The organism is Nonomuraea typhae (genome assembly GCF_009760925.1).
Taxonomy (GTDB): domain Bacteria; phylum Actinomycetota; class Actinomycetes; order Streptosporangiales; family Streptosporangiaceae; genus Nonomuraea; species Nonomuraea typhae.
On the sequence record NZ_VRLV01000002.1, the window covers coordinates 1214750 to 1235091 of the forward strand.

16 protein-coding genes and 2 rRNA genes are annotated in these 20342 nt (G+C 70.6%); all 18 read right to left on the reverse strand.

Translation table 11 applies throughout. The features are described from left to right. Nucleotides 1–290: 290 nt before the first annotated feature. Entirely contained in the window at nucleotides 291–1643 is a 1353-nt protein-coding gene (obgE, locus tag FVE25_RS12185) for a GTPase ObgE (protein WP_157246507.1), read from the reverse strand. A gap of 737 nt (nucleotides 1644–2380) precedes the next feature. Continuing rightward, a complete protein-coding gene (rpmA, locus tag FVE25_RS12190; protein WP_157246508.1) occupies nucleotides 2381–2638 on the reverse strand; it encodes a 50S ribosomal protein L27 in 258 nt (85 codons plus the stop codon). Nucleotides 2639–2657: 19 nt separating this feature from the next. Then, nucleotides 2658–2960 carry a 50S ribosomal protein L21 gene (gene rplU, locus FVE25_RS12195; RefSeq protein WP_157246509.1) on the reverse strand — a complete coding sequence of 101 codons (303 nt, stop codon included), beginning with the start codon at nucleotides 2958–2960 and terminating at the stop codon, nucleotides 2658–2660. Between the two features lie 230 nt (nucleotides 2961–3190). Next, nucleotides 3191–6193: an Rne/Rng family ribonuclease gene (locus FVE25_RS12200; RefSeq protein WP_181019544.1), complete on the reverse strand. Its 3003-nt coding sequence runs from the start codon at nucleotides 6191–6193 to the stop codon at nucleotides 3191–3193. Nucleotides 6194–6334: 141 nt separating this feature from the next. Beyond that, nucleotides 6335–7099, reverse strand: coding sequence for a TIGR03936 family radical SAM-associated protein (locus FVE25_RS12205; RefSeq protein WP_157246510.1), 765 nt, complete (start codon nucleotides 7097–7099; stop codon nucleotides 6335–6337). Nucleotides 7100–7422: 323 nt separating this feature from the next. After that, nucleotides 7423–9333, reverse strand: a complete 1911-nt coding sequence (locus tag FVE25_RS12210; protein ID WP_157246511.1) for a TIGR03960 family B12-binding radical SAM protein — start codon at nucleotides 9331–9333, stop codon at nucleotides 7423–7425. Between the two features lie 20 nt (nucleotides 9334–9353). Next, nucleotides 9354–9533 carry a hypothetical protein gene (locus FVE25_RS12215; protein WP_157246512.1) on the reverse strand — a complete coding sequence of 60 codons (180 nt, stop codon included), beginning with the start codon at nucleotides 9531–9533 and terminating at the stop codon, nucleotides 9354–9356. Nucleotides 9534–9537: 4 nt separating this feature from the next. Then, nucleotides 9538–10704 (reverse strand): rod shape-determining protein RodA, encoded by a 1167-nt coding sequence (rodA, locus tag FVE25_RS12220; protein WP_157246513.1) that lies wholly within the window; start codon nucleotides 10702–10704, stop codon nucleotides 9538–9540. Continuing rightward, nucleotides 10701–12743: a penicillin-binding protein 2 gene (gene mrdA / locus FVE25_RS12225; protein WP_157246514.1), complete on the reverse strand. Its 2043-nt coding sequence runs from the start codon at nucleotides 12741–12743 to the stop codon at nucleotides 10701–10703. The genes rodA and mrdA overlap by 4 nt, the downstream gene beginning before the upstream one ends. Then, nucleotides 12740–13204, reverse strand: coding sequence for a rod shape-determining protein MreD (gene mreD, locus FVE25_RS12230; RefSeq protein WP_157246515.1), 465 nt, complete (start codon nucleotides 13202–13204; stop codon nucleotides 12740–12742). The genes mrdA and mreD overlap by 4 nt, the downstream gene beginning before the upstream one ends. Beyond that, entirely contained in the window at nucleotides 13201–14079 is an 879-nt protein-coding gene (mreC, locus tag FVE25_RS12235; protein ID WP_157246516.1) for a rod shape-determining protein MreC, read from the reverse strand. Before mreC ends, mreD begins: the two co-directional genes overlap by 4 nt. Beyond that, nucleotides 14079–15110, reverse strand: a complete 1032-nt coding sequence (locus FVE25_RS12240; protein ID WP_157246517.1) for a rod shape-determining protein — start codon at nucleotides 15108–15110, stop codon at nucleotides 14079–14081. Before FVE25_RS12240 ends, mreC begins: the two co-directional genes overlap by 1 nt. A gap of 382 nt (nucleotides 15111–15492) precedes the next feature. Continuing rightward, nucleotides 15493–15903 (reverse strand): nucleoside-diphosphate kinase, encoded by a 411-nt coding sequence (ndk, locus tag FVE25_RS12245; RefSeq protein ID WP_157246518.1) that lies wholly within the window; start codon nucleotides 15901–15903, stop codon nucleotides 15493–15495. Nucleotides 15904–16051: 148 nt separating this feature from the next. Beyond that, entirely contained in the window at nucleotides 16052–18043 is a 1992-nt protein-coding gene (locus FVE25_RS12250) for a hypothetical protein (RefSeq protein WP_157246519.1), read from the reverse strand. Nucleotides 18044–18114: 71 nt separating this feature from the next. Next, entirely contained in the window at nucleotides 18115–18456 is a 342-nt protein-coding gene (locus FVE25_RS12255) for a DUF4233 domain-containing protein (RefSeq protein WP_246266928.1), read from the reverse strand. Between the two features lie 76 nt (nucleotides 18457–18532). Continuing rightward, nucleotides 18533–19852 (reverse strand): bifunctional folylpolyglutamate synthase/dihydrofolate synthase, encoded by a 1320-nt coding sequence (locus tag FVE25_RS12260; protein ID WP_157246520.1) that lies wholly within the window; start codon nucleotides 19850–19852, stop codon nucleotides 18533–18535. A 175-nt stretch (nucleotides 19853–20027) separates the two neighbouring features. Further along, nucleotides 20028–20144: ribosomal RNA gene (gene rrf / locus FVE25_RS12265) — 5S ribosomal RNA — on the reverse strand. Nucleotides 20145–20221: 77 nt separating this feature from the next. Then, nucleotides 20222–20342: ribosomal RNA gene (locus FVE25_RS12270) — 23S ribosomal RNA — on the reverse strand; the annotation flags it as partial.

Below are 20342 nucleotides of genomic sequence, written 5' to 3' on the forward strand. Positions count from 1 at the left end.
AAGGGGTTGTGGCGCGAGCCCCGGCCAGGCGGCCAAGGGGTTGTGGCACGAGCCCCACCCAGGTGGTCAAGGTGGGTTTGTGGCGCGAGCCCCGCTCAGGTGGTCAAGGTGGGTTTGTGGCGGCGAGGACCCCGTCCGACTGTCGGGCGCCGCCCCGACACCCCGGCCACGTCCGGTGGGCGGTGGTGGGGGCGGCCTCGCCGTACAAGATGTGAACTACGTCCTGCACAAAACAACTACGTCCTGCACAAGGACGACTACGTGCTGTGCGGAGACGACTACGTGCGCGGCTACGCCAGGCGCGAGTCGGTGCCGCGGGGGCCCTGGCGGGTGGATTCGGCGTTCAGGGTGGGCTGCCAGTCGAAGATGTAGCCGCCCTCCATCGGCCCGATGATGACCTCGGCCCCCGCCACCGCGCCCGCCTTCACCAGGGCTTCCTCGACGCCGAGGCGCTCCAGGCGGTCGGCCAGGTAGCCTACGGCCTCGTCGTTGGTGAAGTCGGTCTGGCGGATCCAGCGCTCGGGCTTCTCCCCGGTGACCTGGAACTGGTTCTCGCTGACCTGCCGCACCGAGAACCCGGCCTCGCCGATCTGCTTGGGCCGGATGACCAGCCGGGTCGGCTCCTCCACGGGCTTCTTGGCCCGGGCCGCCGCCACCCACTCGCCCATCGCGAACGTCAGCTCCCGCAGCCCGTCGTGGGTGGCCGCCGAGATGACGAACACCCGCAGTCCCTTGGCCTCGAAGTCGGGGCGGACGATCTCGGCCAGTTCGCGCGCGTCCGGGACGTCGGCCTTGTTGAGGACGACCATGCGCGGCCGGTCCTCCAGCTTGCCGTAAGCCTCCAGCTCGGCCTCGATCACCTCGTAGTCGGTGATCGGGTCGCGGCCCGGCTCCAGGGTGGCGCAGTCGATGACGTGGACGAGCATGTCGCACCGCTCCACGTGCCGCAGGAACTCGTGCCCGAGCCCCTTGCCCTGCGACGCACCGGGGATCAGGCCAGGTACGTCCGCGACGGTGAAGACGGTCTCCCCCGCGGTGACCACGCCGAGGTTGGGGATCAACGTCGTGAACGGATAGTCCGCAATCTTCGGCCGGGCCGCCGACAGCGCCGCGATCAGCGAGGACTTGCCCGCGCTCGGGAACCCGACCAGCGCCACGTCCGCGACGCTCTTGAGCTCCAGGACCACGTCCAGACCGTCGCCCGGCTCGCCCAGCAACGCGAACCCGGGCGCCTTCCGCTTCGTCGAGGCCAGGGCGGCGTTCCCCAGCCCGCCGTGCCCGCCCTGGGCGATCACGTACCGCGTCCCGGCTCCCACGAGGTCCACCAGGACCTCCCCGGTCTCCGCGTCCTTGACCACGGTCCCGTTGGGCACCGGCAGCACCACGTCCCCGCCGTTGGCCCCGTCTCGGTTGGACCCCTGCCCCTGCTTGCCGTTGTCCGCCTTGCGATGCGGCCGCCGGTGGTAGTCGAGCAGGGTGGCGGTGTTGGGGTCGACCTCCAGGATCACATCCCCGCCCCGGCCCCCGTCCCCGCCGTCCGGGCCGCCCAGCGGCTTGAACTTCTCGCGGTGGATGGAGGCGCAGCCGTTCCCTCCGTCACCGGCCCTGACGTGCAGGACCACCTGGTCCACGAAGTCCGGCATTACGGCCCCTCCTCCCGATGTCCCCCAGCGGGGACACCTCTCCATCTTCCCAGCTCAACCCACCACCCAAGAACCGGTCCACCGGCCCCCGGGTCTCCGGCACCGTCCAGCTCCTGGCCCAACGCCTCCGCCGCCCGCCTTCATCCCCAACCCGGAAAATCACCCCGCCGGCCAGGCACAGCCCTCCGACCAGGCACGATTCTCCGATCACAGCACCTCAGGGGCACCGGTCCAGCATCACAGGGGCCGCGCCGGACACGCCAAGCGCCTCCCCACCGGCCTAACCAGGGGTTTTCACCCGGCGCCGCGCGGTGGGGCGGTGGTCGGCGAAGCCCGGCGCCGCCTTACGGCGGGCAGCACGAGCCACGGCGGCCGGCCAACGCCCCGCCGTAACGGCGAGTACCACGTCCGACGTGAGAAGCGATCCCCACGATCGGCGCCCGCCCACGACGGCGGGTGGTGGCATGGCGGCCTGCCGTAACAGAATCCACCCGCCCAAGACCCGGCGCAGAGCACCCGCCCGAACCCGAAGCGGACCACCCGCCCGAACCCGAAGCGGACCACCCGCCCGAACCCGACGCAGACCACCTGCCCAAGACCCGGCGCGGACCACCCGCCCGAAACCCGGCGCAGACCACCCGCCGGCGGAAAGCAGCGCAAGACACCGTGAAAACCCCAGACACGACTAAGGGGCGGGTCAAGGGACCCACCCCTTAGGAACGCCTATCGGCCGCGGACTACTCCGCGATCGGGACGATGCTCACCGCGCGGCGACCGCGCTTGCGGCCGAACTGCACGTGACCGGCGGCCAGCGCGAACAGCGTGTCATCGCCGCCGCGGCCGACGTTGTCGCCGGGGTGGAAGTGGGTGCCGCGCTGGCGGACGATGATCTCGCCCGCGTTGACCAGCTGGCCGCCGAAACGCTTGACGCCGAGCCGCTGGGCGTTGGAGTCACGGCCGTTCCGGGTGGACGACGCGCCCTTCTTGTGTGCCATCTCGCAAAACTCCCGTGACTCAGGCCTGGTTGATGCCGGTGATCTTCACCTGGGTGTACCGCTGGCGGTGACCCTGGCGCTTCTTGTAACCGGTCTTGTTCTTGTACTTGAGGATGCGGATCTTCGGTCCCTTGGTCTCGCCGAGGATCTCGGCGCTGACCGTGAACTTGCCCGCCTCCGTGGTCACATCGCCGTCGTTGACGACGAGCACCGTCGGCAGCGTAACCGAAGAGCCGACCTCGCCGGCGACCTTGTCCACCTCGAGGACGTCACCGACGGAGACCTTCTGCTGCCTGCCGCCGCAACGAACGATCGCGTACACCGCGGAACCCTTCTACTGTCTGCTTGTGGTCACCGGCAAATCGGCGACCACCGAATGCTGCGCCCAGCACTCGGAACCTGTCGGGAAACCGACGATCCGAGATGGCGCGCGAACAGGGCGCGCCACTGGACGCACCGATTGACTAGGGTACCGGATGAGCGGTGCCCTGGTCGAACCGGACGGATCGACGGGCTGCCGGTCGAGGAGCGCTCCCTGGCGGGAGCGCCTGGCTACTCGGCCGACTTGGCTCGGCGAGAGCGTCGCCGCCCCCTGCCGGAAGTCTGGTTCGCCTGGTCATCCTCGGCTGGGACGTCGTCAAGCGCACCGGTCACAGTATCACGGTTCGGGGACCCGGAAGCCGCGGACACCTTGTCGGCCACCGCCTTCTCGATGGCCATCTTGCCCTGGGTGCCGCGTGGCTCCGGCTTGCCGTCCACCGGCTCGGTGGAGACGATCAGGCCGCGGCCGTTGCAGCAGTCGCACGGCGTCGAGAACGCCTCCAGCAGCCCCTGGCCGACCCGCTTACGGGTCATCTGGACCAGGCCCAGGGAGGTGACCTCGGCCACCTGGTGCTTGGTCCGGTCGCGGGCCAGGCACTCCAGCAGGCGGCGCAGCACCAGGTCCCGGTTGGACTCCAGCACCATGTCGATGAAGTCGATCACGATGATGCCGCCGATGTCGCGCAGCCGGAGCTGGCGCACGATCTCCTCGGCCGCCTCCAGGTTGTTCCTGGTGACCGTCTCCTCCAGGTTGCCGCCCTGGCCGGTGAACTTGCCGGTGTTGACGTCCACGACCGTCATCGCCTCGGTGCGGTCGATGACCAGCGAACCGCCGCTGGGCAGCCACACCTTGCGCTCCAGCGCCTTGCCGAGCTGCTCGTCGATCCGGTACGACTCGAAGACGTCGGTCTCCTCCTCCCACCGGGTCAGGCGGTCGGCCAGGTGCGGGGCGACGTACTTGACGTATTCGTCGACCGTCTCCCACGCCTCCTCGCCCTGCACGACGAGGTTGGTGAAGTCCTCGTTGAAGACGTCGCGCACCACCCGGACGGTCAGGTCGGGCTCGGCCGACAGCAGCTCGGGCGGGCTGGCGGACTTGGCCTTCTTCTGGATGTTCTCCCACTGCGCCGACAGGCGGGCCACGTCGCGGGCGAGCTCGTCCTCCGAGGCGCCCTCGGCGGCCGTGCGCACGATGACGCCGGCGTTCTCGGGCATGACCTTCTTCAGGATGCTCTTGAGCCGCGCGCGCTCCTTGTCGGGCAGCTTGCGGCTGATGCCGGTCATCGACCCGTCCGGGACGTAGACGAGGTATCGGCCGGGAAGGCTGATCTGCGAGGTCAGGCGGGCGCCCTTGTGGCCGATCGGGTCCTTGGTGACCTGCACCAGCACCGACTGGCCGGACTTCAGCGCCGACTCGATCCGCTTCGGCTGGCCTTCCAGCCCGGCGGTGTCGAAGTTCACCTCACCGGCATACAGGACGGCGTTGCGCCCCTTGCCGATGTCCACGAACGCGGCCTCCATCGACGGCAGCACGTTCTGGACCTTGCCCAGGTAGACGTTGCCGACGTAGGACTGGCTGGCCTCGCGGTTGACGTAGTGCTCGACCAGGATGCCGTCCTCGAGCACGGCGATCTGGGTGCGGTCGCCGTGGCGGCGCACCACCATCATCCGGTCGACCGACTCGCGCCTGGCCAGGAACTCGGACTCGGTGATGATCGGCGGACGGCGGCGGCCCAGCTCACGGCCCTCGCGGCGGCGCTGCTTCTTGGCCTCCAGGCGGGTGGAGCCGCGCACGCTCTGCACGCCGTCGCTGGAGGTGTCCACGGCCCCGGCCCGGCCGGAGCGCGGCGCGCGGATCCTGACCACGGTGTTCGGCGGGTCGTCGCTGGCCGGCTCGGGGGCGTCGTCGCTGCCGCGGCGGCGGCGCCGACGGCGGCGGCGCGAGGAGGACGCCTCCTCTTCCTGGGATTCCTCCTCGGCCGGCTCCTCGTCCTCGTCCTCGTCCTCTGCGTCCTCGGCCTCGTCACGCTCACGCGCACGGCCCCGGCCGCGCCCGCCCCGGCGGCGGCGCCTGCGGCGGCCTCCGGTCTCGTCCTCGGCGTCACCGTCACCGTCCACGTCCACGTCGACCTCGGTGTCGGCGTCGCTGTCGGCGTCGGCCTCGGTCGAGGTCGCGGCGCTCTCCTCCACGACCTCGGCCGCGACGGGCTCAGCCTCGGTACGGCGGGGCGCGGCGGGCTGGGCCTGGCTCGGATCCGGCGCCTGGAACAGCGGCGCGAAAATGGCCGCAGGACGCTGGTAGGAGGCGTCACCCTGCTCCAGGCGGCGCGCGGTCAGCCCGAACGGGTCGGCCAGCAGGTTGGGACGGTCGTCCTCGTCGAGGTCCTCCCCGGCGGGCTCGTCGTCGAGCGGCTCCTCCTCGGGCAGCTCGTCCAGCACGTCCTCGCCGAGCACCTCGGCCACGGCGTCGGCGGCCTGGGCCCGGACGACCTCTTCGGCCACAGCCTCGGCCGGCCCCTCGCCCAATTCCTCGGCCAGCCCCTCGACCTGCCCCGAGCCCACGCCGGACTCCGTCAGGACGGCCTCCACAGCGGCCTCGACCGGGCTCTCCGGCTCCGCGGCGGCCTTGCGGGTGCGCCGCGTGCGCTTGACCGGCGCGGGCGCCTCAGCCGCGTCCTCAGCGGCGGCCTTGGCCTTGGTGGTGCGCCGGGTCCGCTTGACGGGCGCCTCGGCGCCTTCCGCTGCCCCCGCGGAGCCAGCCGCCGCGGGAGCGTCCTCGGCGGCCGAGCCGGGAGCGCTCCCGTCGGCGACAGCCGTACCGACGTGCTCGTCGATCTCCGGCGGCGGCCCGGCGGCACGCCGCGAAACCCGCTTGCGCAGCGGCTTCTCCTCAGCCGTCGGCGCGACCTCGCCCTGGGGCTCGGCGGCGGCCTCAGGCTCGGCGGCGGCTTCTTCCTCGGCCTTCTTCGTACGGCGGCGCGTGGTGGTGGCCGTGGACCGGCTCCGAGCGGCCCGCTTGGGCTTCTCCTCGGCAACCGCCTCGGCCACGGCCTCCTCGACCTGGCTGACCACCGCCCCCGCGGGCACGGTCAGCACGGTCGGCGCGGACTCCTCCGGCAGCTCCGGAGGCGGTCCGGCCGGCCGGGCGGCCCGGCGGGGCCTGGTCTTGGCCTGATCTTCAGTTGTCTCCCCGTCGGGGCCATGGGCCCCGGCGTTGGGCTCGTTCTCGAGCATGCGGGCGCTCTCCCGTCAGCTCCCGGGCGCGTCGCCGCGCCGCGCAGGAGCCCTCGTGTCTCGTTGTCCGCCCCCGCCCCGTGAGGGGTGTTGGCGCCAAGTCCTGTCAGCGGATACGCCTGGCGGGCAGCCAGGCGCGTCCTAACCGGCGGCGTGCTCGCCCGCCGGTCCCGCTTCGCCGCCGCGCGTGATGTCGCGGTCAAGGTCGAACGGGTCGGCAGGCTCACCTGATACGTCAAGCGGCCCCTGCGCCAGCCTGGTCACCTCGGGGGGAACCGGCGGCGCGAAGTCGGCCACAAGGCGCAGCCCTGTGAGCACATCGTCGGGTCGAACGGCAGGAGTCACGTGCCGAACAACCATGCGCAGTATGACACACGACTGTCCGGGCACCTGAGCTGCGGTTCTCTCCGTTCCCTCGGAGATCGCCAGCGTCTGTACCGCCTCCCGCGCGTCGAAGCGCCGGGGGCCTTTCTTCGTCAGGCGCTCCACCTCAACAGTGCCGGCGGCGAGGAACTTCTCCACCGCCACACCGGCCTGTTCGCGATCCGCGCCGGGCAACCGCAACTCCCACGCAGAGACCTCCAGGCGATCGGCCAGGCCGCCGGACCGTGCTTCGACGACTTCGAGCACGTCGAGCCCGGGCGGCAGCGAAGCGTCCAGGTCGGCGCGTATCCGCCCTGGGTCGCACGGCTCCGTGACGCCGATCTCGAGGTATTCGGCCTCGCTGGCAACGCCGGTAGGCGCCGCGCCCGCGTAGGAGATCTTGGGGTGGGGCGAGAAGCCCGCGCTGAAGGCCACCGGAATGCCGGCACGGCGGACCGCCCTCTCGACGGCCCGCGAGATGTCGCGGTGGCTGGTGAAGCGCAGGCGGCCGCGCTTGGCGTAGCGGATGCGAAGCCGCTGCACCGTGGGCGCGGGCGGTGGCCCGTCGGGAACAGGTTTCAGAGCGTTGTCGTCCTTCCCATGTCAGAGTTTCCTCTCCACAGGATATGCCGCTCGGCCAGGAGACTGTACGCGCTGTTCTCTAACTCCCGACCAGGACGTGTCTGTCCACTCTGCGCAAATCCTCTTCTCGTACGGCAGGCCGCCCCACCACCACCCGCCGACGCTGGTGACCGCCGATCGTGGGGGTCGCTTCTCACGTCGGACGGGGTGCTCGCCGTCACGGCCAAACCTTGACCAAGTTCCGTGGCCGGCTCCCGCGCCCGCGCGTGTCGCGCCCGGCGGCGTCACACCACGGTGAGGGGCAGGAGCTTCTTGCCGGTCGGGCCGATCTGGATCTCGGTGCCCATCGTCGGGCAGACGCCGCAGTCGTAGCACGGCGTCCAGCGGCAGTCCTCGACCTCGGTCTCGTTGACCGCGTCCTGCCAGTCCTGCCACAGCCACTCGCGGTCGAGCCCGGCGTCGAGGTGGTCCCAGGGCAGGACCTCGTTCTCCTCGCGCTCGCGGGTGGTGTACCAGCCGACGTCGACGCCGGCTTTCTCCGCGCCGGCCATCCACCGGTCGAAGGAGAAGTGCTCGCTCCAGCCGTCGAAGCGGCCGCCGTCCTCCCACACGGCCCGGATGACCGCGCCGACCCGCCGGTCGCCACGCGACAGCAGCCCCTCCACGATGGACGGCTTGCCGTCGTGGTAGCGGAAGCCGATGGCCCGGCCGTACTGCCTGTCGTTGCGGACGACGTCGCGCAGCTCCTTCAGCCGCCGGTCGACGGTCTCGTGGTCGGCCTGGGCGGCCCACTGGAAGGGCGTGTGCGGCTTGGGCACGAAGCCGCCGATGGAGACGGTGCAGCGGATGTCGCGCGAGCCGGTCGCCTCCCGGCCGGCCTGGATGACCTTCTTGGCCAGGTCGGCGATGCCCAGCACGTCCTCGTCGCGCTCGGTCGGCAGCCCGCACATGAAGTAGAGCTTCACCTGCCGCCAGCCCTGGCTGTAGGCGGTGGTGACGGTGCGGATGAGGTCTTCCTCGGTGACCATCTTGTTGATCACCTTGCGCATGCGCTCGGAGCCGCCTTCGGGGGCGAAGGTCAGGCCGGAGCGGCGGCCGTTGCGGGAGAACTCGTTGGCCAGGTCGATGTTGAAGGCGTCCACGCGGGTGGAGGGCAGCGACAGCGAGGTGTTGGTGCCCTCGTAGCGGTCGGCCAGGCCCTTGGCGACCTCGCCGATCTCGGAGTGGTCGGCGGACGACAGCGACAGCAGGCCGACCTCGTTGAAGCCGGACTCCTTGATGCCGTTCTCGACCATGGCGCCGATCGTGGTGATCGACCGTTCGCGGACCGGGCGGGTGATCATGCCCGCCTGGCAGAAGCGGCAGCCGCGGGTGCAGCCGCGGAAGATCTCGACGCTGAACCGCTCGTGCACGGTCTCGGCCAGCGGCACCAGCGGCTTCTTCGGGTAGGGCCACTCGTCGAGGTCCATGACGGTGTGCTTGTGCACCCGCCACGGCACGTCGGGACGGTTGGGCGCCACCCGCTTGATGCGGCCGTCGGCGTGGTATTCGACGTCGTAGAACTTGGGCACGTAGACGCCGCCGGACTCGGCCAGGCGCATCAGCAGCTCGTCGCGGCCGCCGGGGCTGCCCTCCCGCTTCCACTCGCGGATGACCTCGGTGATGGCGATGGCGATCTGCTCGCCGTCGCCCAGCACGGCCGCGTCGAGGAAGTCGGCGATCGGCTCGGGGTTGAAGGCGGCGTGGCCGCCGGCCAGCACGATCGGGTCGTCGTCGCCGCGCTCGGCGGCGTGCAGCGGGATGCCGGCCAGGTCGAGGGCGGTCAGCATGTTGGTGTAGCCGAGCTCGGTGGAGAACGACAGCCCGAGCACGTCGAAGGCGCGCACCGGGCGGTGGCCGTCCACGGTGAACTGCGGCACCCCGTGCTCGCGCATGAGCGCCTCGAGGTCGGGCCAGACCGAGTAGGTGCGCTCGGCCAGCGTGTCCGGCAGCTCGTTGAGGATCTCGTAGAGGATCGCCACGCCCTGGTTGGGCAGCCCCACCTCGTAGGCGTCGGGATACATGAGCGCCCAGCGCACGTCTGCCGCGTCCCAGTCCTTGACGGTCGAGTTGAGCTCGCCGCCGACGTACTGGATCGGCTTCTGCACCTTGGGCAGCAGCGCTTCCAGGCGTGGGAAAACAGACTCGACAGACATGGACCCAAGACTATCCGTGCTCAGACGGTGGCGGGTCCAGGGATGTCGATGTCGTTCCCGCTCAGGACGAGCACCGTGTGGTTCTCGTAACAGGTCAGCTCGACAGCGATGACGCCGCTGGCGAGGTTGTGCACGGCGACGATGTGGCTGGCGGGAAGCAGGAACCGGTCCCCGCACTCGTCGCAGTAGGCCACGAACATACTTCTAATTAAACGCCTGTTCCCTGATCCTTATCGCCTGTAGCAGGCCAATTGCCATGAGATTCGCGAAAGTCGCGGTCCCGCCGTACGAGACGAAGGGGAGAGGGAGTCCGGTGATGGGCATGATGCCCACGGTCATCCCGACGTTGACGAAGGTCTGGAAGGCCAGCCAGCACACGATCGTGCCGGCCACCAGCGTCCCGAAGCGGTCGTCGCACTGCCGGGCGATCTTCAGCCCGCGCAGCAGCACCACGCCGAGCAGCGCCACCACGGTCACCGAGCCCAGGAAGCCGAACTCCTCCCCCAGCACGGTGAAGATGAAGTCCGTGTGCTGCTCGGGCACGAACCGCCCGGTCGTCTGCCCGCCCTCCAGCAGCCCCTTGCCGAACAGCTGTCCCGAGCCGATCGCGATGAGCGCCTGGGTGGAGTTGTAGCCGACGCCACGCGGATCCACGCTCGGGTCGAGGAAGGCGGTGAAACGCGCCACCTGGTACGGCTCCAGCAGCTCCATCGTCCAGACCGCCACCGCCCCGGCCGCCGCGACCAGCACGAGCAGGATCATCCACCGCTTGCGCACCCCGGCCAGCACCAGCCCGCACGTGGTGATCACCGCCAGCACCAGCGTGGTGCCGAGGTCGGGCTGCAGCATGACCAGCCCCATCGCGATGCCCGCCACGACCAGCGTGAAGACCATGTCCAGCCCGCGCGGCCGATCGGTGCCCTCGGCGGGCTGGGCCAGCAGCATCGACAGCATCAGCACCAGGCCGATCTTGGCGAACTCCGACGGCTGCACCGCGAACCCGCCGCCCAGCATGATCCACGAGTGCGAGCCATTGACCGTGGTGCCCAGCGGCGTGACCACGATGGCCAGCCCCACCAGCGTCACCAGGTACACCACCGGCGCGTACGCGCGCAGCAGCCGATGGTCGACCATCGCCACCGCCCCGCACAACGCCGCCCCGATGGCCAGGTTGAGCACGTGCTTCTTCACCAGGCCCGTCGAGCCCGGCGCCCACGTGCGCGTGGACGACCACACCAGCAGCGTGCCGATCACGCACAGGGCGGCGACCGCCACCAGCAGCACCCCGTCGAGCCGCCACACGGCCGACTGCGCCCCCACGGCACGGGTGGCGAACGAGCGGCGCCTGGCCGGAAGCACGCGAGCCGTCATCGGGTGACCGTCCCGTCCCGAGCGATCATGGGCAGCTTGGAGGCGGGTTTCCCGTCCGGCAGCGCGGGCGGGCGCTTGATCCCGTAGATCCCCTCATAGATCTCGCGTACGGCCGGCGCCGCCGTCTGCCCGCCCATCCCGCCCTGGGAGACCATGACCACCACCACGAACCTCGGCTTGTCGGTGGGCGCGAACGAGGCGAACCAGGAGGTGTCCTCCTTGCCCCAGACCTCGGCGGTGCCCGTCTTTCCGCCGATGTGCACCTTGTCCATGGGGAAGCCGCTGAAGGCCCCGGCCGCGGTGCCGTCGGATGCGACCTGGCTGAGCGCGTTCTTGATGTAGGCGCGCTCCTTCTCGGTGATCGGCAGCTTGCCGGTGACCGGCGGGTCGATGCGCTTGACCAGCGTGCCGTCCGGCCGTACCAGCGCCCAGGCGACGCGCGGGCTGCGCAGCTTGCCGTCGCCGACCAGCGCCGCGTAGGCGCCGGCCAGTTGCAGCGGCGTGACCAGCACGTCTCCCTGCCCGATGGAGAAGTTGGCGGCGTCACCGGGGCGCAGCAGGAAGCCCTCGACGCAGTTCTCGTAGGCCAGGCGCTTGAGGAAGGCGGCCCGGGAGGCGCTCTTCACCTCGGGGTAGCCGGTGCGCGAGCGTTTGCAGTTCTCGGCGCTGGTCTGCCCCCAGAGATCCTTCTTCCAGTCGCGGTCGGGGATGCGGCCGGCCGACTCGCCCGGCAGGTCGATGCCGGTCGGCTTGCCGAAGCCGAAGGCCCTGGCCGTGTTCTCGAACGGCTGGCGCGGCGGCTTCTTGGGATGCAGCCCGCCGTCCCTGAGCCACTGCTCGTAGGACGCCTTGTAGAAGATCGTGTCGCACGACTTCACCAGCGCCGTGTGCAACGTGAGCGTGCCCAGCCCGATGCCGCGGAAGTTGTTGAACGGCCGATCGCCCACCATGTACGAGCCGGGGCAGCCGTAGTGCCCGTTCAGCGGGTAGCCCGAGCGCAACATCGCCGACACCGACGACACCTTGAACGTCGACCCTGGCGCGAACTCCCCCTTGATCGCCCGCGACACCAGCGGCTTGCCCGCCTTCTCCGACAGCAGATCTTGGTACTCCTTCTCGGAGATCCCGCCGGTCCAGATCGCCGGGTTGTACCCGGGCGCGCTGGCCAGCGCGACCACCCGGCCGGTGCGCGCGTCCAGCACCACGCCCGCCGCGCCGTCGGCCTTCGGCGCCCGCTTCATCGCCCCGTCGAGCGCCTGCTCCACCACGTTCTGCACGCGCGAGTCGATGCTGGTGATCAGCGTGTCCCCCGAGACCGGCGCCACCTGCTGCTCCACCCCGATGGCCTTGCCCAGCCGGTCGACCTGCACCCGGCGCAGCCCCGGCCTGCCGCGCAGCGCCTCGTCGTAGACGGACTCCAGCCCGTCGCGCCCCACCAGGTCCACGCCGGAGAACGCGGCCTTGAGCCCGTCGCGCTTGTCCAATTCCTCCTGCGTCACCGGCTGCAGGTATCCGACGAGCTGCGCCCCCGACTTGCCGTGCGGGTACTCCCTGACCGCCATCACCTCGGCCGTGACGCCGGGAAACTCCTCCTGCCGCTCCAGGATCTGCAGCGCCTCACGTGTGCTGACCTCCTGGTCGATCGGAATCGGCTGGTACGGCGAGCCGGGCCAGCACGGCCGGGTCACCCCGGGCCCGCACGAGCGGATCCGCTTCTCCAGCAGCTTGGCCGGCCGCCCCAGCACCTCGCCGAGCTTGCGCAGCGCCCCCTGCCCGCCGTCGGGCATCCGCGTCAGCAGCGTGCGGTCCACGGAGACCACCAGCGTCGTGCGGTTACGCACCAGCGCATCGCCGGCCGCGTCCAGGATCTGCCCCCGCACCGCCGGCACCACCACGGCGCGCGTCCTGGTCTCGGCCGCCGCCGAGACGAACTCCTTGCCCCGCACCACCTGCACCTGCCACAGGCGGACGGCCAGGCCGATCATCATGGTGACGACCAGCACGTTCACCACGACCAGCCGGGTCCTCATCCTGCTCATGCCGCATACCTCGGCTGCTTCCCCCGGGTCACCGCCCAGATCACCACCGGCGCCGCGACCAGCGTGTACATGACCGTCACCGGCGCCCTCGCGACCAACGCCTCGAGAGTCACCCCCTCCTCGCCGATGAGCCCGCCGACCGCCGCCGCCAGCAGCGGCGCCACCAGCACGCAGGCCATCACCGTGCTCACCACGCCACCCAGCCCGCGCCCGGCCAGGAACCCGACGACCGTCAGCACGAACGCGTACTCCCCCGCCACATGCGCCACCGGCGGCACCACGTCCACCAGCAGCCCCGAGCAGAACCCGATCACCGCGCCCGCCACCGGACCCCGCAGCATCGCCACCCCGACCACCGCCAGCAACACCAGATCCGGCACGCCACCCGCGGGCAACGGCAGCCGGTTCACCAGCGTGAGCTGCACCAGCACCGTCGCCAGCACCACCAGGACCGCGATCACGGCGCGCTCCTCCGCACCGGCAGGACCGCGTCACGCGGATCCCGCTTCGGCGCCTCGACCACCACCCCCACCACGTCCAGCGCGGTCAGGTCGGCGTACGGCCGCGCGTAGGCGATCCGGGTCAGCTCACCCGGCGTCGCCTCCACCCGCTCGATCACCCCGACGGGCACCCCCGGCACGTACGGCACGCCGCGCTGCGAGCCGAAGCTGACGAGCCTGGCGCCCCGGCTGAGCGGCGCCGTCGAATCCAGCAGCCGGAAGCGCACCAGCCGCCCGTTCTCCCCGACGCCGTGCACGACCCCGATCTCGTTGCCGCCTTCCAGCCGGGCTCCCGCGGCCGAGGCCGGATCGCTGAGCAGCACCACCGTGGACGTGCCCGGCGCCGCCCTGATCACCCTGCCCACCAGGCCCGCGCCGTTGATCACCGTCATCTCGGCACGCACGCCGTCGTCGGTGCCGGCGTCGATCTCGATGGCCTCCTCGAAGCCCGGCTGACCGCGCCGGGCCACGACGCTGGCCGGCACCACCTTGTAGCCGCCCATCCCGGCCAGGCCCAGCATGCGGCGCAGTTCTCCCGAACGGGCCGCGTCGAGCCGGCCCGCCGCGATCTGGGCGCGCAGGCGGGAGTTCTCCGCCTCCAGCCGCGCGATGTCGGCCTTGGCCCCGGGGGCGTTGGCGATGGACTGGAAGAAACCCGTCACCGGTCCGGCCACGGCGGTCGCGGCGCGCTCCGCCGTACCGAAAATCCACGAACCGGCCGAGCGCAACGCCGACAGCGGCGAGCCGTCGCCGGTGCGATGGTCGACCGTCACGAGCACGAGCGCCGCCGTCAGCAGCAGTCCTAGGATCAGCCGGGCGCGGCGCGTGTCCCTCATCAGTGCCGCGACTCCGGAACGAGGACCTGCTGCAGCGCCTCGAACTCCTCGACGCACTTGCCGGAGCCGAGCGCGACCGAGTCGAGGGCGTTCTCCACCAGATGGACGGGCATGCCGGTCTCGGCCTTGAGGCGTTCGTCCAGGCCCTTGAGCAGGGCGCCGCCGCCGGTGAGCGCGATGCCGCGGTCCATGAGGTCGCCGGACAGCTCCGGCGGGCACTTGTCGAGTGTGGTCTTGACCGCGTCGATGATGGCGTTGACCGGCTCCTCGGTGGCCTTCCTGATCTCCTGCGCGGACACCACGATCGTCTTCGGCAGCCCGCTGACCAGGTCACGGCCGCGGATCTCCGCGTGGCACTCGTCCACGGTCGGGCAGGCGGAGCCGATCGCCATCTTGATCTCCTCGGCGGTGCGCTCGCCGAGCATGAGCGAGAACTCCTTCTTCGCGAAGGTGATCACCGCCTGGTCGAGCTCGTCGCCGCCGACCCGGATCGACTGGCTGGTCACGACGCCGCCCATCGAGATGATGGCCACCTCGGTGGTGCCGCCGCCGATGTCCACCACCATGTTCCCGGTGGGTTCGTGCACCGGCAGCCCCGCCCCGATCGCCGCCGCCATCGGCTCCTCGACGATGTAGACCTTGCGCGCGCCCGCCTGGTAGCCGGCTTCCTTGACCGCGCGCTGCTCGACACCGGTGATGCCACTGGGCACGGCGATGATGATGCGCGGCTTGGCGAAGTGCCGGCGCTTGTGCACCCGCTGGATGAAGTAGCGCAGCATGCGTTCGGTGACGTCGAAGTCGGCGATCACGCCGTCCTTGAGCGGGCGGACCGCGACGATGTTGCCCGGCGTACGGCCGATCATGCGCTTGGCCTCGATGCCCACCGCGACGATCTTGCCGGTCGCCGTGTTGATGGCTACGACGGACGGCTCGTTGAGCACGATGCCGCGGCCACGCACGTAGACCAACGTGTTGGCAGTGCCAAGATCAACCGCCATGTCGCGGCCGAGAAAGGCGAGCTTGCTGCCCATGGGGAACGAGCCTTCCGTAACGTCTTTCACTGATGACTACGGATCGCATTCGAATCGTAACGTGACGTACCCACCAGTGAGCACGATGCGCACCACCACCCCAGAAAAATCTTGCGTACCTCCGGTATCGCCCTCTTTACCCTGGATCGGGCTAGCTGTCGTGAGCGCCCCACGCCACGCCGTACGCGGCCATCATCCGAAGCGCCCTCGACGCCGCGAACCCCGGCCCGCACGGCGATCCCGCCACCGCGCATCCGCACCCGGCGCCCGCGCCGGGTCACACCAAGAGCGGCAAAACCACAACGCCCGCGCGGCTGTGAAGCCACGCGGGCGCGTTTGCAAAGAATCCCTCCCGACGGACTCGCCGGCAGGAGGACGACGACTAGAAGCGGTCCGGGAAGAAGATCTTGATCTCCCGGGCGGCCGACTCGGGCGAGTCGGAGCCGTGCACGACGTTCTCGCCGATCTCCAGCGCGTGGTCGCCACGGATCGTGCCGGGGGCCGACTTCACCGGGTCGGTCAGCCCGGCCAGCGCACGGAACGCCTCAACGGCCCGCGGGCCCTCGAGAACCAGCGCCACCAGCGGCGCCGAGGTGATGAACTCCACCAGCTCGCCGAAGAACGGCCGCTCGGAGTGCTCGGCGTAGTGGGCCTTCGCGGTGTCGACGTCGAGCGTGCGCAGGTCCATGGCGACGACCTTGAGGCCCTTGCGCTCGACACGGGCGATCACGTCACCGATGAGGCCCCGCTTCACCCCGTCGGGCTTGATCAGGACAAGAGTGCGCTCGGACACGTGGAGTTCTCCTTTGAACGGATTCTGGGGCCGGGGCAGCTGGGGGCGATGATCTGCTTCGCTCCGCGAGGCCCGCATCGCGGGACGGTCTCCGTCCTCACGTCGCGGCCCAGCTTACCGTCCCGGCGGCGCTCCCCCGCCGTGCAGTTCACGGATTGTCGTCGTCCTCCGGCGACTGCGCAGGCGGCGGTACGGCAGGCGCCACGGGATCCCGTTCGCCGGCCGCCCGAGCCGGATCGGCGGTGACCGGCGAGTCCCCGTTCACGGGGGTGGGCAGCACGATTCGCGGAATCTCCCCCGTGGGCCGGTCCCCTTCGTCCACCTCATCCGCTTCCGTCTCCCGAACCCGCTCCCGAGCCTGTTCCGGAGCTTGCTCCGGCTCCTGCTCCTGAGCTGGTCGCGGGGCCTGCTCCGGCTTCTCCGCCTGAGCTGGTGGCCGAGCCTGCTCCGGCTTCTCCGCCTGAGCTGGTCGCGGAGCCTGCTCCGGCTTCCGCTCCTGAGCCCGCTCTTGCTCCTGCCGCCCTCCGCCCTCAGGACTCGCCTCAGCCTTGGCTGGATCCGTCTTCGCCTCAGCTCTGGCTGGTTCCGTCTCTGCCTGGCCCGTCCTAGCGGCCTCCACGTCCGCCTGAGCCATGCCAGAGTCCCCCAAACCCTCCCGAGACTCCCCAGAACCGCCTATGCCGCCCAGAGCATCCCCAGAGGCGCCATCACCCGCCCCGGAGGGACCGCCCTCGGCCGGAGCCGCGGCAGCCGTACCCTCCTCGGACGCCGCGGCGGCAGCCGTACCCTCAGAGGCGCCCTCGGCCACGACCGGCCCCGCGTCGGACCGCCGGCCCAGCAGCGCCCCGAGCACGATGACCGCCACGATAAGGAATCCGCCGATCAGCGCCCACGTGTGCAGCGCCTCGACGTACCCGTCCACGAGCGCCTGCGCCGAACGCTTGCCGCGCAGCATCATGACCTGAACCCCGGTCCCCAGCAGGTACCCGGACAGCACCCCGGGGAAGCACAACGCCAGCCCGAACAGCGCCACCCCGACGCCCGCCCGCCTCAACGCCGCCGTCAGCGCCACCGCGGCGCCCACCGCCAGGAACGTGAACGGCACCACGAGCAGCCCTCCCTGCTGGGCGGGCGCCATCAGCCGCACCGTGGCCAGCCCCAGCACCATCAGCACCAGCCCGCCACGCGTCAGCCAGGACACGACGTTCCCGCCGAACAGCGCCACCGCCACGGCGGCGCCGATCGCCGCCAGCGCGGCGACCCCGAAGGCCACCCACAGCCCGTTCAGCCCTGGCCCGCCGAGACCGCCCAGCTCAACGGTGGTCACCTGGGCCAGCATGGGCAGCAGCACGACCCCGACCGCCACGAACGTGTAGGCCAGCGTGCGGCTCTCAGCGCCGCCGATGGTCGCCAGCGCCAGCAGCGCGGCCACCGACAGCACGGCGACCAGCACCACGAGCCCGGCCCTCCAGTCCTGGCTGGCCGTGCTGATGGCCAGCACCGCGATGCCCGCCGCGGGCACGGTGGCCAGCAACAGCCGGCTGCGCTCCTTGGCCCGCGGCGCAGGGGCCGCGCTCTCGCCCTGCAGCAGCCAGACCAGCAGGTACGCGGCGGCCAGCGCCAGCGCGACCCCGGTCAGCAGCGGGTACGGCTGAAGCGTGATCTGCCAGTGATCGGCCTTGTCCAGCGGCCACAGGGCCAGCGCCTGGGCGGCCAGCAGGCTGACGGAGAGCATGCCGGTCCACAGGGCGCGCATGACCGGCGGACGATCCCAGACGGCCACCAGCGTGGCGGGGATCAGCACGCCGGCGCCCACGCCGTGGAGCACGCGCAGCACCCCGACCAGGAACGTGGACCCGGCATAACCGCCGGCGACGTCGGCCACGGCCAGCAACGCCAGCCCGGCCACGAGCACGTACGCCACGCGCATGCGCCGCAACGCCACGGCGGCCAGCGGCACGGTCAGCATCATCGCCGGCAGCGTGAGCCCGTGGGCGCGCGTCAGCCCGACCCGGTCGATGTCGCCGGGCAGCAGATCGGCCACGACGGAGACGGTGTTGGGAATCGCGACGATCGCCAGCGGCAACGCCGCCACGACGAGCAGCCCGAGCACGACGTCGAGCAACCACGGGAACTTCACGCCTGCGGAGGGCCCCGCGGCAGCCGCCTTCGGGGACCGCTGAATTGGGGGGACGGCCATGTTGGCCGACTTTAGCGGGAAGTCACGCCCTCGACACGGCGAGCGACGAATATCGCGGTGAACCACAGCGCCGCGAACACCACCCCCAGGAAGAACATCATGGACACCAGGAACCCGGTCGCGATCGCCAGCACCTGAACCAGCGTCCCCAGAACGTACCCCACCGGCTTCCTGAGCAGCCCGATCGTCACCAGGCACAACACCGCCAGCCCAAGCCCGGCCACCATCGCCAGCGCGGGCGTCACCCCGCCGACCGTGATCGCCACCGGCGTGATCAGCCCGGCGACGATCGCCTCCATCCCGAGCACGCTGGAGCCCAGCCGCCGCATGCCCGGCGTGACCGCGAAGTTCACCACACACCTCTCTCACCGGTACGGCCAGCGCCCCGGTTACCCGGTGCCCGCCGTACCAGACGACCGGCGGCGGACGTCATCGCCCATCCGCCTTCAGCAGAAACCGCGCGTCCCCGGCCGTGATCACCGAACCGGTGATCAGCACCCCGGTGCCGCTGAACTCGCCCTCGGCGTCCGCCATCGCGATGCCACGGTCGATGGCGTCGTCCAGGCGGGCGACGACGTGCACCCGATCCGGCCCGAAGAACCCTTCGGCCAGCGCCCCCAGCTCCTCCGGCGGCATCGACCGAGGCGAGGAGTTGCGGGTGACGATGATCTCGTCGAAGACCGGCTCGAGAAGGTCGAGGATCGTCGAGACGTCCTTGTCCCGCATGACGGCGACCACCCCGATCACCTTGGCGAAGTCGAACGCCTCGTGCAGCCCGTCGAGCGTCGCCACCATCCCGCCCGGGTTGTGCGCCGCGTCCACCACCACGGTGGGCTCCCGCCGCACGACCTCCAACCGCCCAGGCGAGCTGACCTGCGCGAACGCCTGCCGTACCAGCTCGATGTCCAGGGGATCGTCCCCGCCGGTCAGCGCCTCGACGGCGGCCAGCGCCGTGACGGCGTTCCCCGCCTGATGCGCTCCGTACAGCGGGAGGTAGACGTCCTCGTACGCGCCCTTGAGCCCGCGGAGGCTGAGCAGTTGCCCGCCCATGGCGATCTCGCGCCCGAGCACCCCGAACTCCAGCCCTTCCCGGGCCACGACCGCCCCGACGTCGGCCGCGTGCCGCATCAGCACCTCGGCGGCCTCCAGCTCCTGCTGCGCCAGAATCGCGGTGGAGCCGGCCTTGATGATCCCCGCCTTCTCCCCCGCGATGGTCGCGACGTCCGGCCCCAGCCGCTCGGTGTGATCCAGCGAAATCGGCGTAATCACGGCAACCTGCCCGTCCGCGACGTTGGTGGCGTCCCAGCTGCCGCCCATTCCCGTCTCGATCACCGCCACGTCCACCGGAGTGTCCGCGAACACCGCGAACGCCATGGCCGTCAGCAGCTCGAAGAACTGAATCGGGCGCCCCGTGGTGTCATTGAGCTCCACGAAAGCCGCGATGTCCGCATACGCCTCAGCGAACCGCTCCTCGCTCAGCGGCTCCCCGTCCACGCAGATCCGCTCCCGCATCGACACCAGATGCGGACTCGTGAACCTCCCCACCCGGAGATTCCGCTCCCGCAACAGCGCCTCGACCATCCGGGCCGTACTCGTCTTGCCGTTGGTCCCGGCGATGTGCACGACAGGGTAAGCCCGCTGAGGCGAGCCAAGCAGATCCAACAGAGCCGCGATCCGGTCCAGGGTGGGCTCGAACTTCCATTCGACGCCTCGGTCCAAGATCGCACGCTCAACCGCACGATAGTCCACCCTCCAACCCTACTGACCTCCCCCACTCCCTCGACCGCGGCGTGTGCATCTGCAACGTACGTGCGGCACACGCCTCCACAACGCAAAAAGGGGCCGTCCCGGCACGGGACAGCCCCTCACGTGTAACGCAGAAAGGGCCACCCCGTGCCGGGATGGCCCTTTCTGATCAAGTTTTGTGCGGCGGCGACCTACTCTCCCACACCCTCCCGAGTGCAGTACCATCGGCGCAGAGAAGCTTAACTTCCGGGTTCGGAATGTAACCGGGTGTTTCCTTCCCGCCATAACCACCGCAACATCTTGAGACCGTTTGTTGTCTCAGAATTGCGTAGTGGACGCGAGCAAGACGACTCTCACAAGAGAGTCTGCTTTGTGGTCAAGTCCTCGGCCTATTAGTACCGGTCAGCTCCACACGTTACCGCGCTTCCACCTCCGGCCTATCAACCCGGTCGTCTACCGGGAGCCTTACCCCCCTCACAGGGGTGGGAGACCT

Coding starts and splice junctions, on each gene's coding strand:
- obgE (WP_157246507.1), bottom strand. CDS start 1,643: ATGCCGGACTTCGTGGACCAGGTGGTCCTGCACGTCAGGGCCGGTGAC.
- rpmA (WP_157246508.1), bottom strand. CDS start 2,638: ATGGCACACAAGAAGGGCGCGTCGTCCACCCGGAACGGCCGTGACTCC.
- FVE25_RS12200 (WP_181019544.1), bottom strand. CDS start 6,193: ATGCTCGAGAACGAGCCCAACGCCGGGGCCCATGGCCCCGACGGGGAG.
- FVE25_RS12210 (WP_157246511.1), bottom strand. CDS start 9,333: ATGTCTGTCGAGTCTGTTTTCCCACGCCTGGAAGCGCTGCTGCCCAAG.
- FVE25_RS12215 (WP_157246512.1), bottom strand. CDS start 9,533: ATGTTCGTGGCCTACTGCGACGAGTGCGGGGACCGGTTCCTGCTTCCC.
- rodA (WP_157246513.1), bottom strand. CDS start 10,704: ATGACGGCTCGCGTGCTTCCGGCCAGGCGCCGCTCGTTCGCCACCCGT.
- mrdA (WP_157246514.1), bottom strand. CDS start 12,743: ATGAGCAGGATGAGGACCCGGCTGGTCGTGGTGAACGTGCTGGTCGTC.
- mreC (WP_157246516.1), bottom strand. CDS start 14,079: ATGAGGGACACGCGCCGCGCCCGGCTGATCCTAGGACTGCTGCTGACG.
- FVE25_RS12240 (WP_157246517.1), bottom strand. CDS start 15,110: ATGGGCAGCAAGCTCGCCTTTCTCGGCCGCGACATGGCGGTTGATCTT.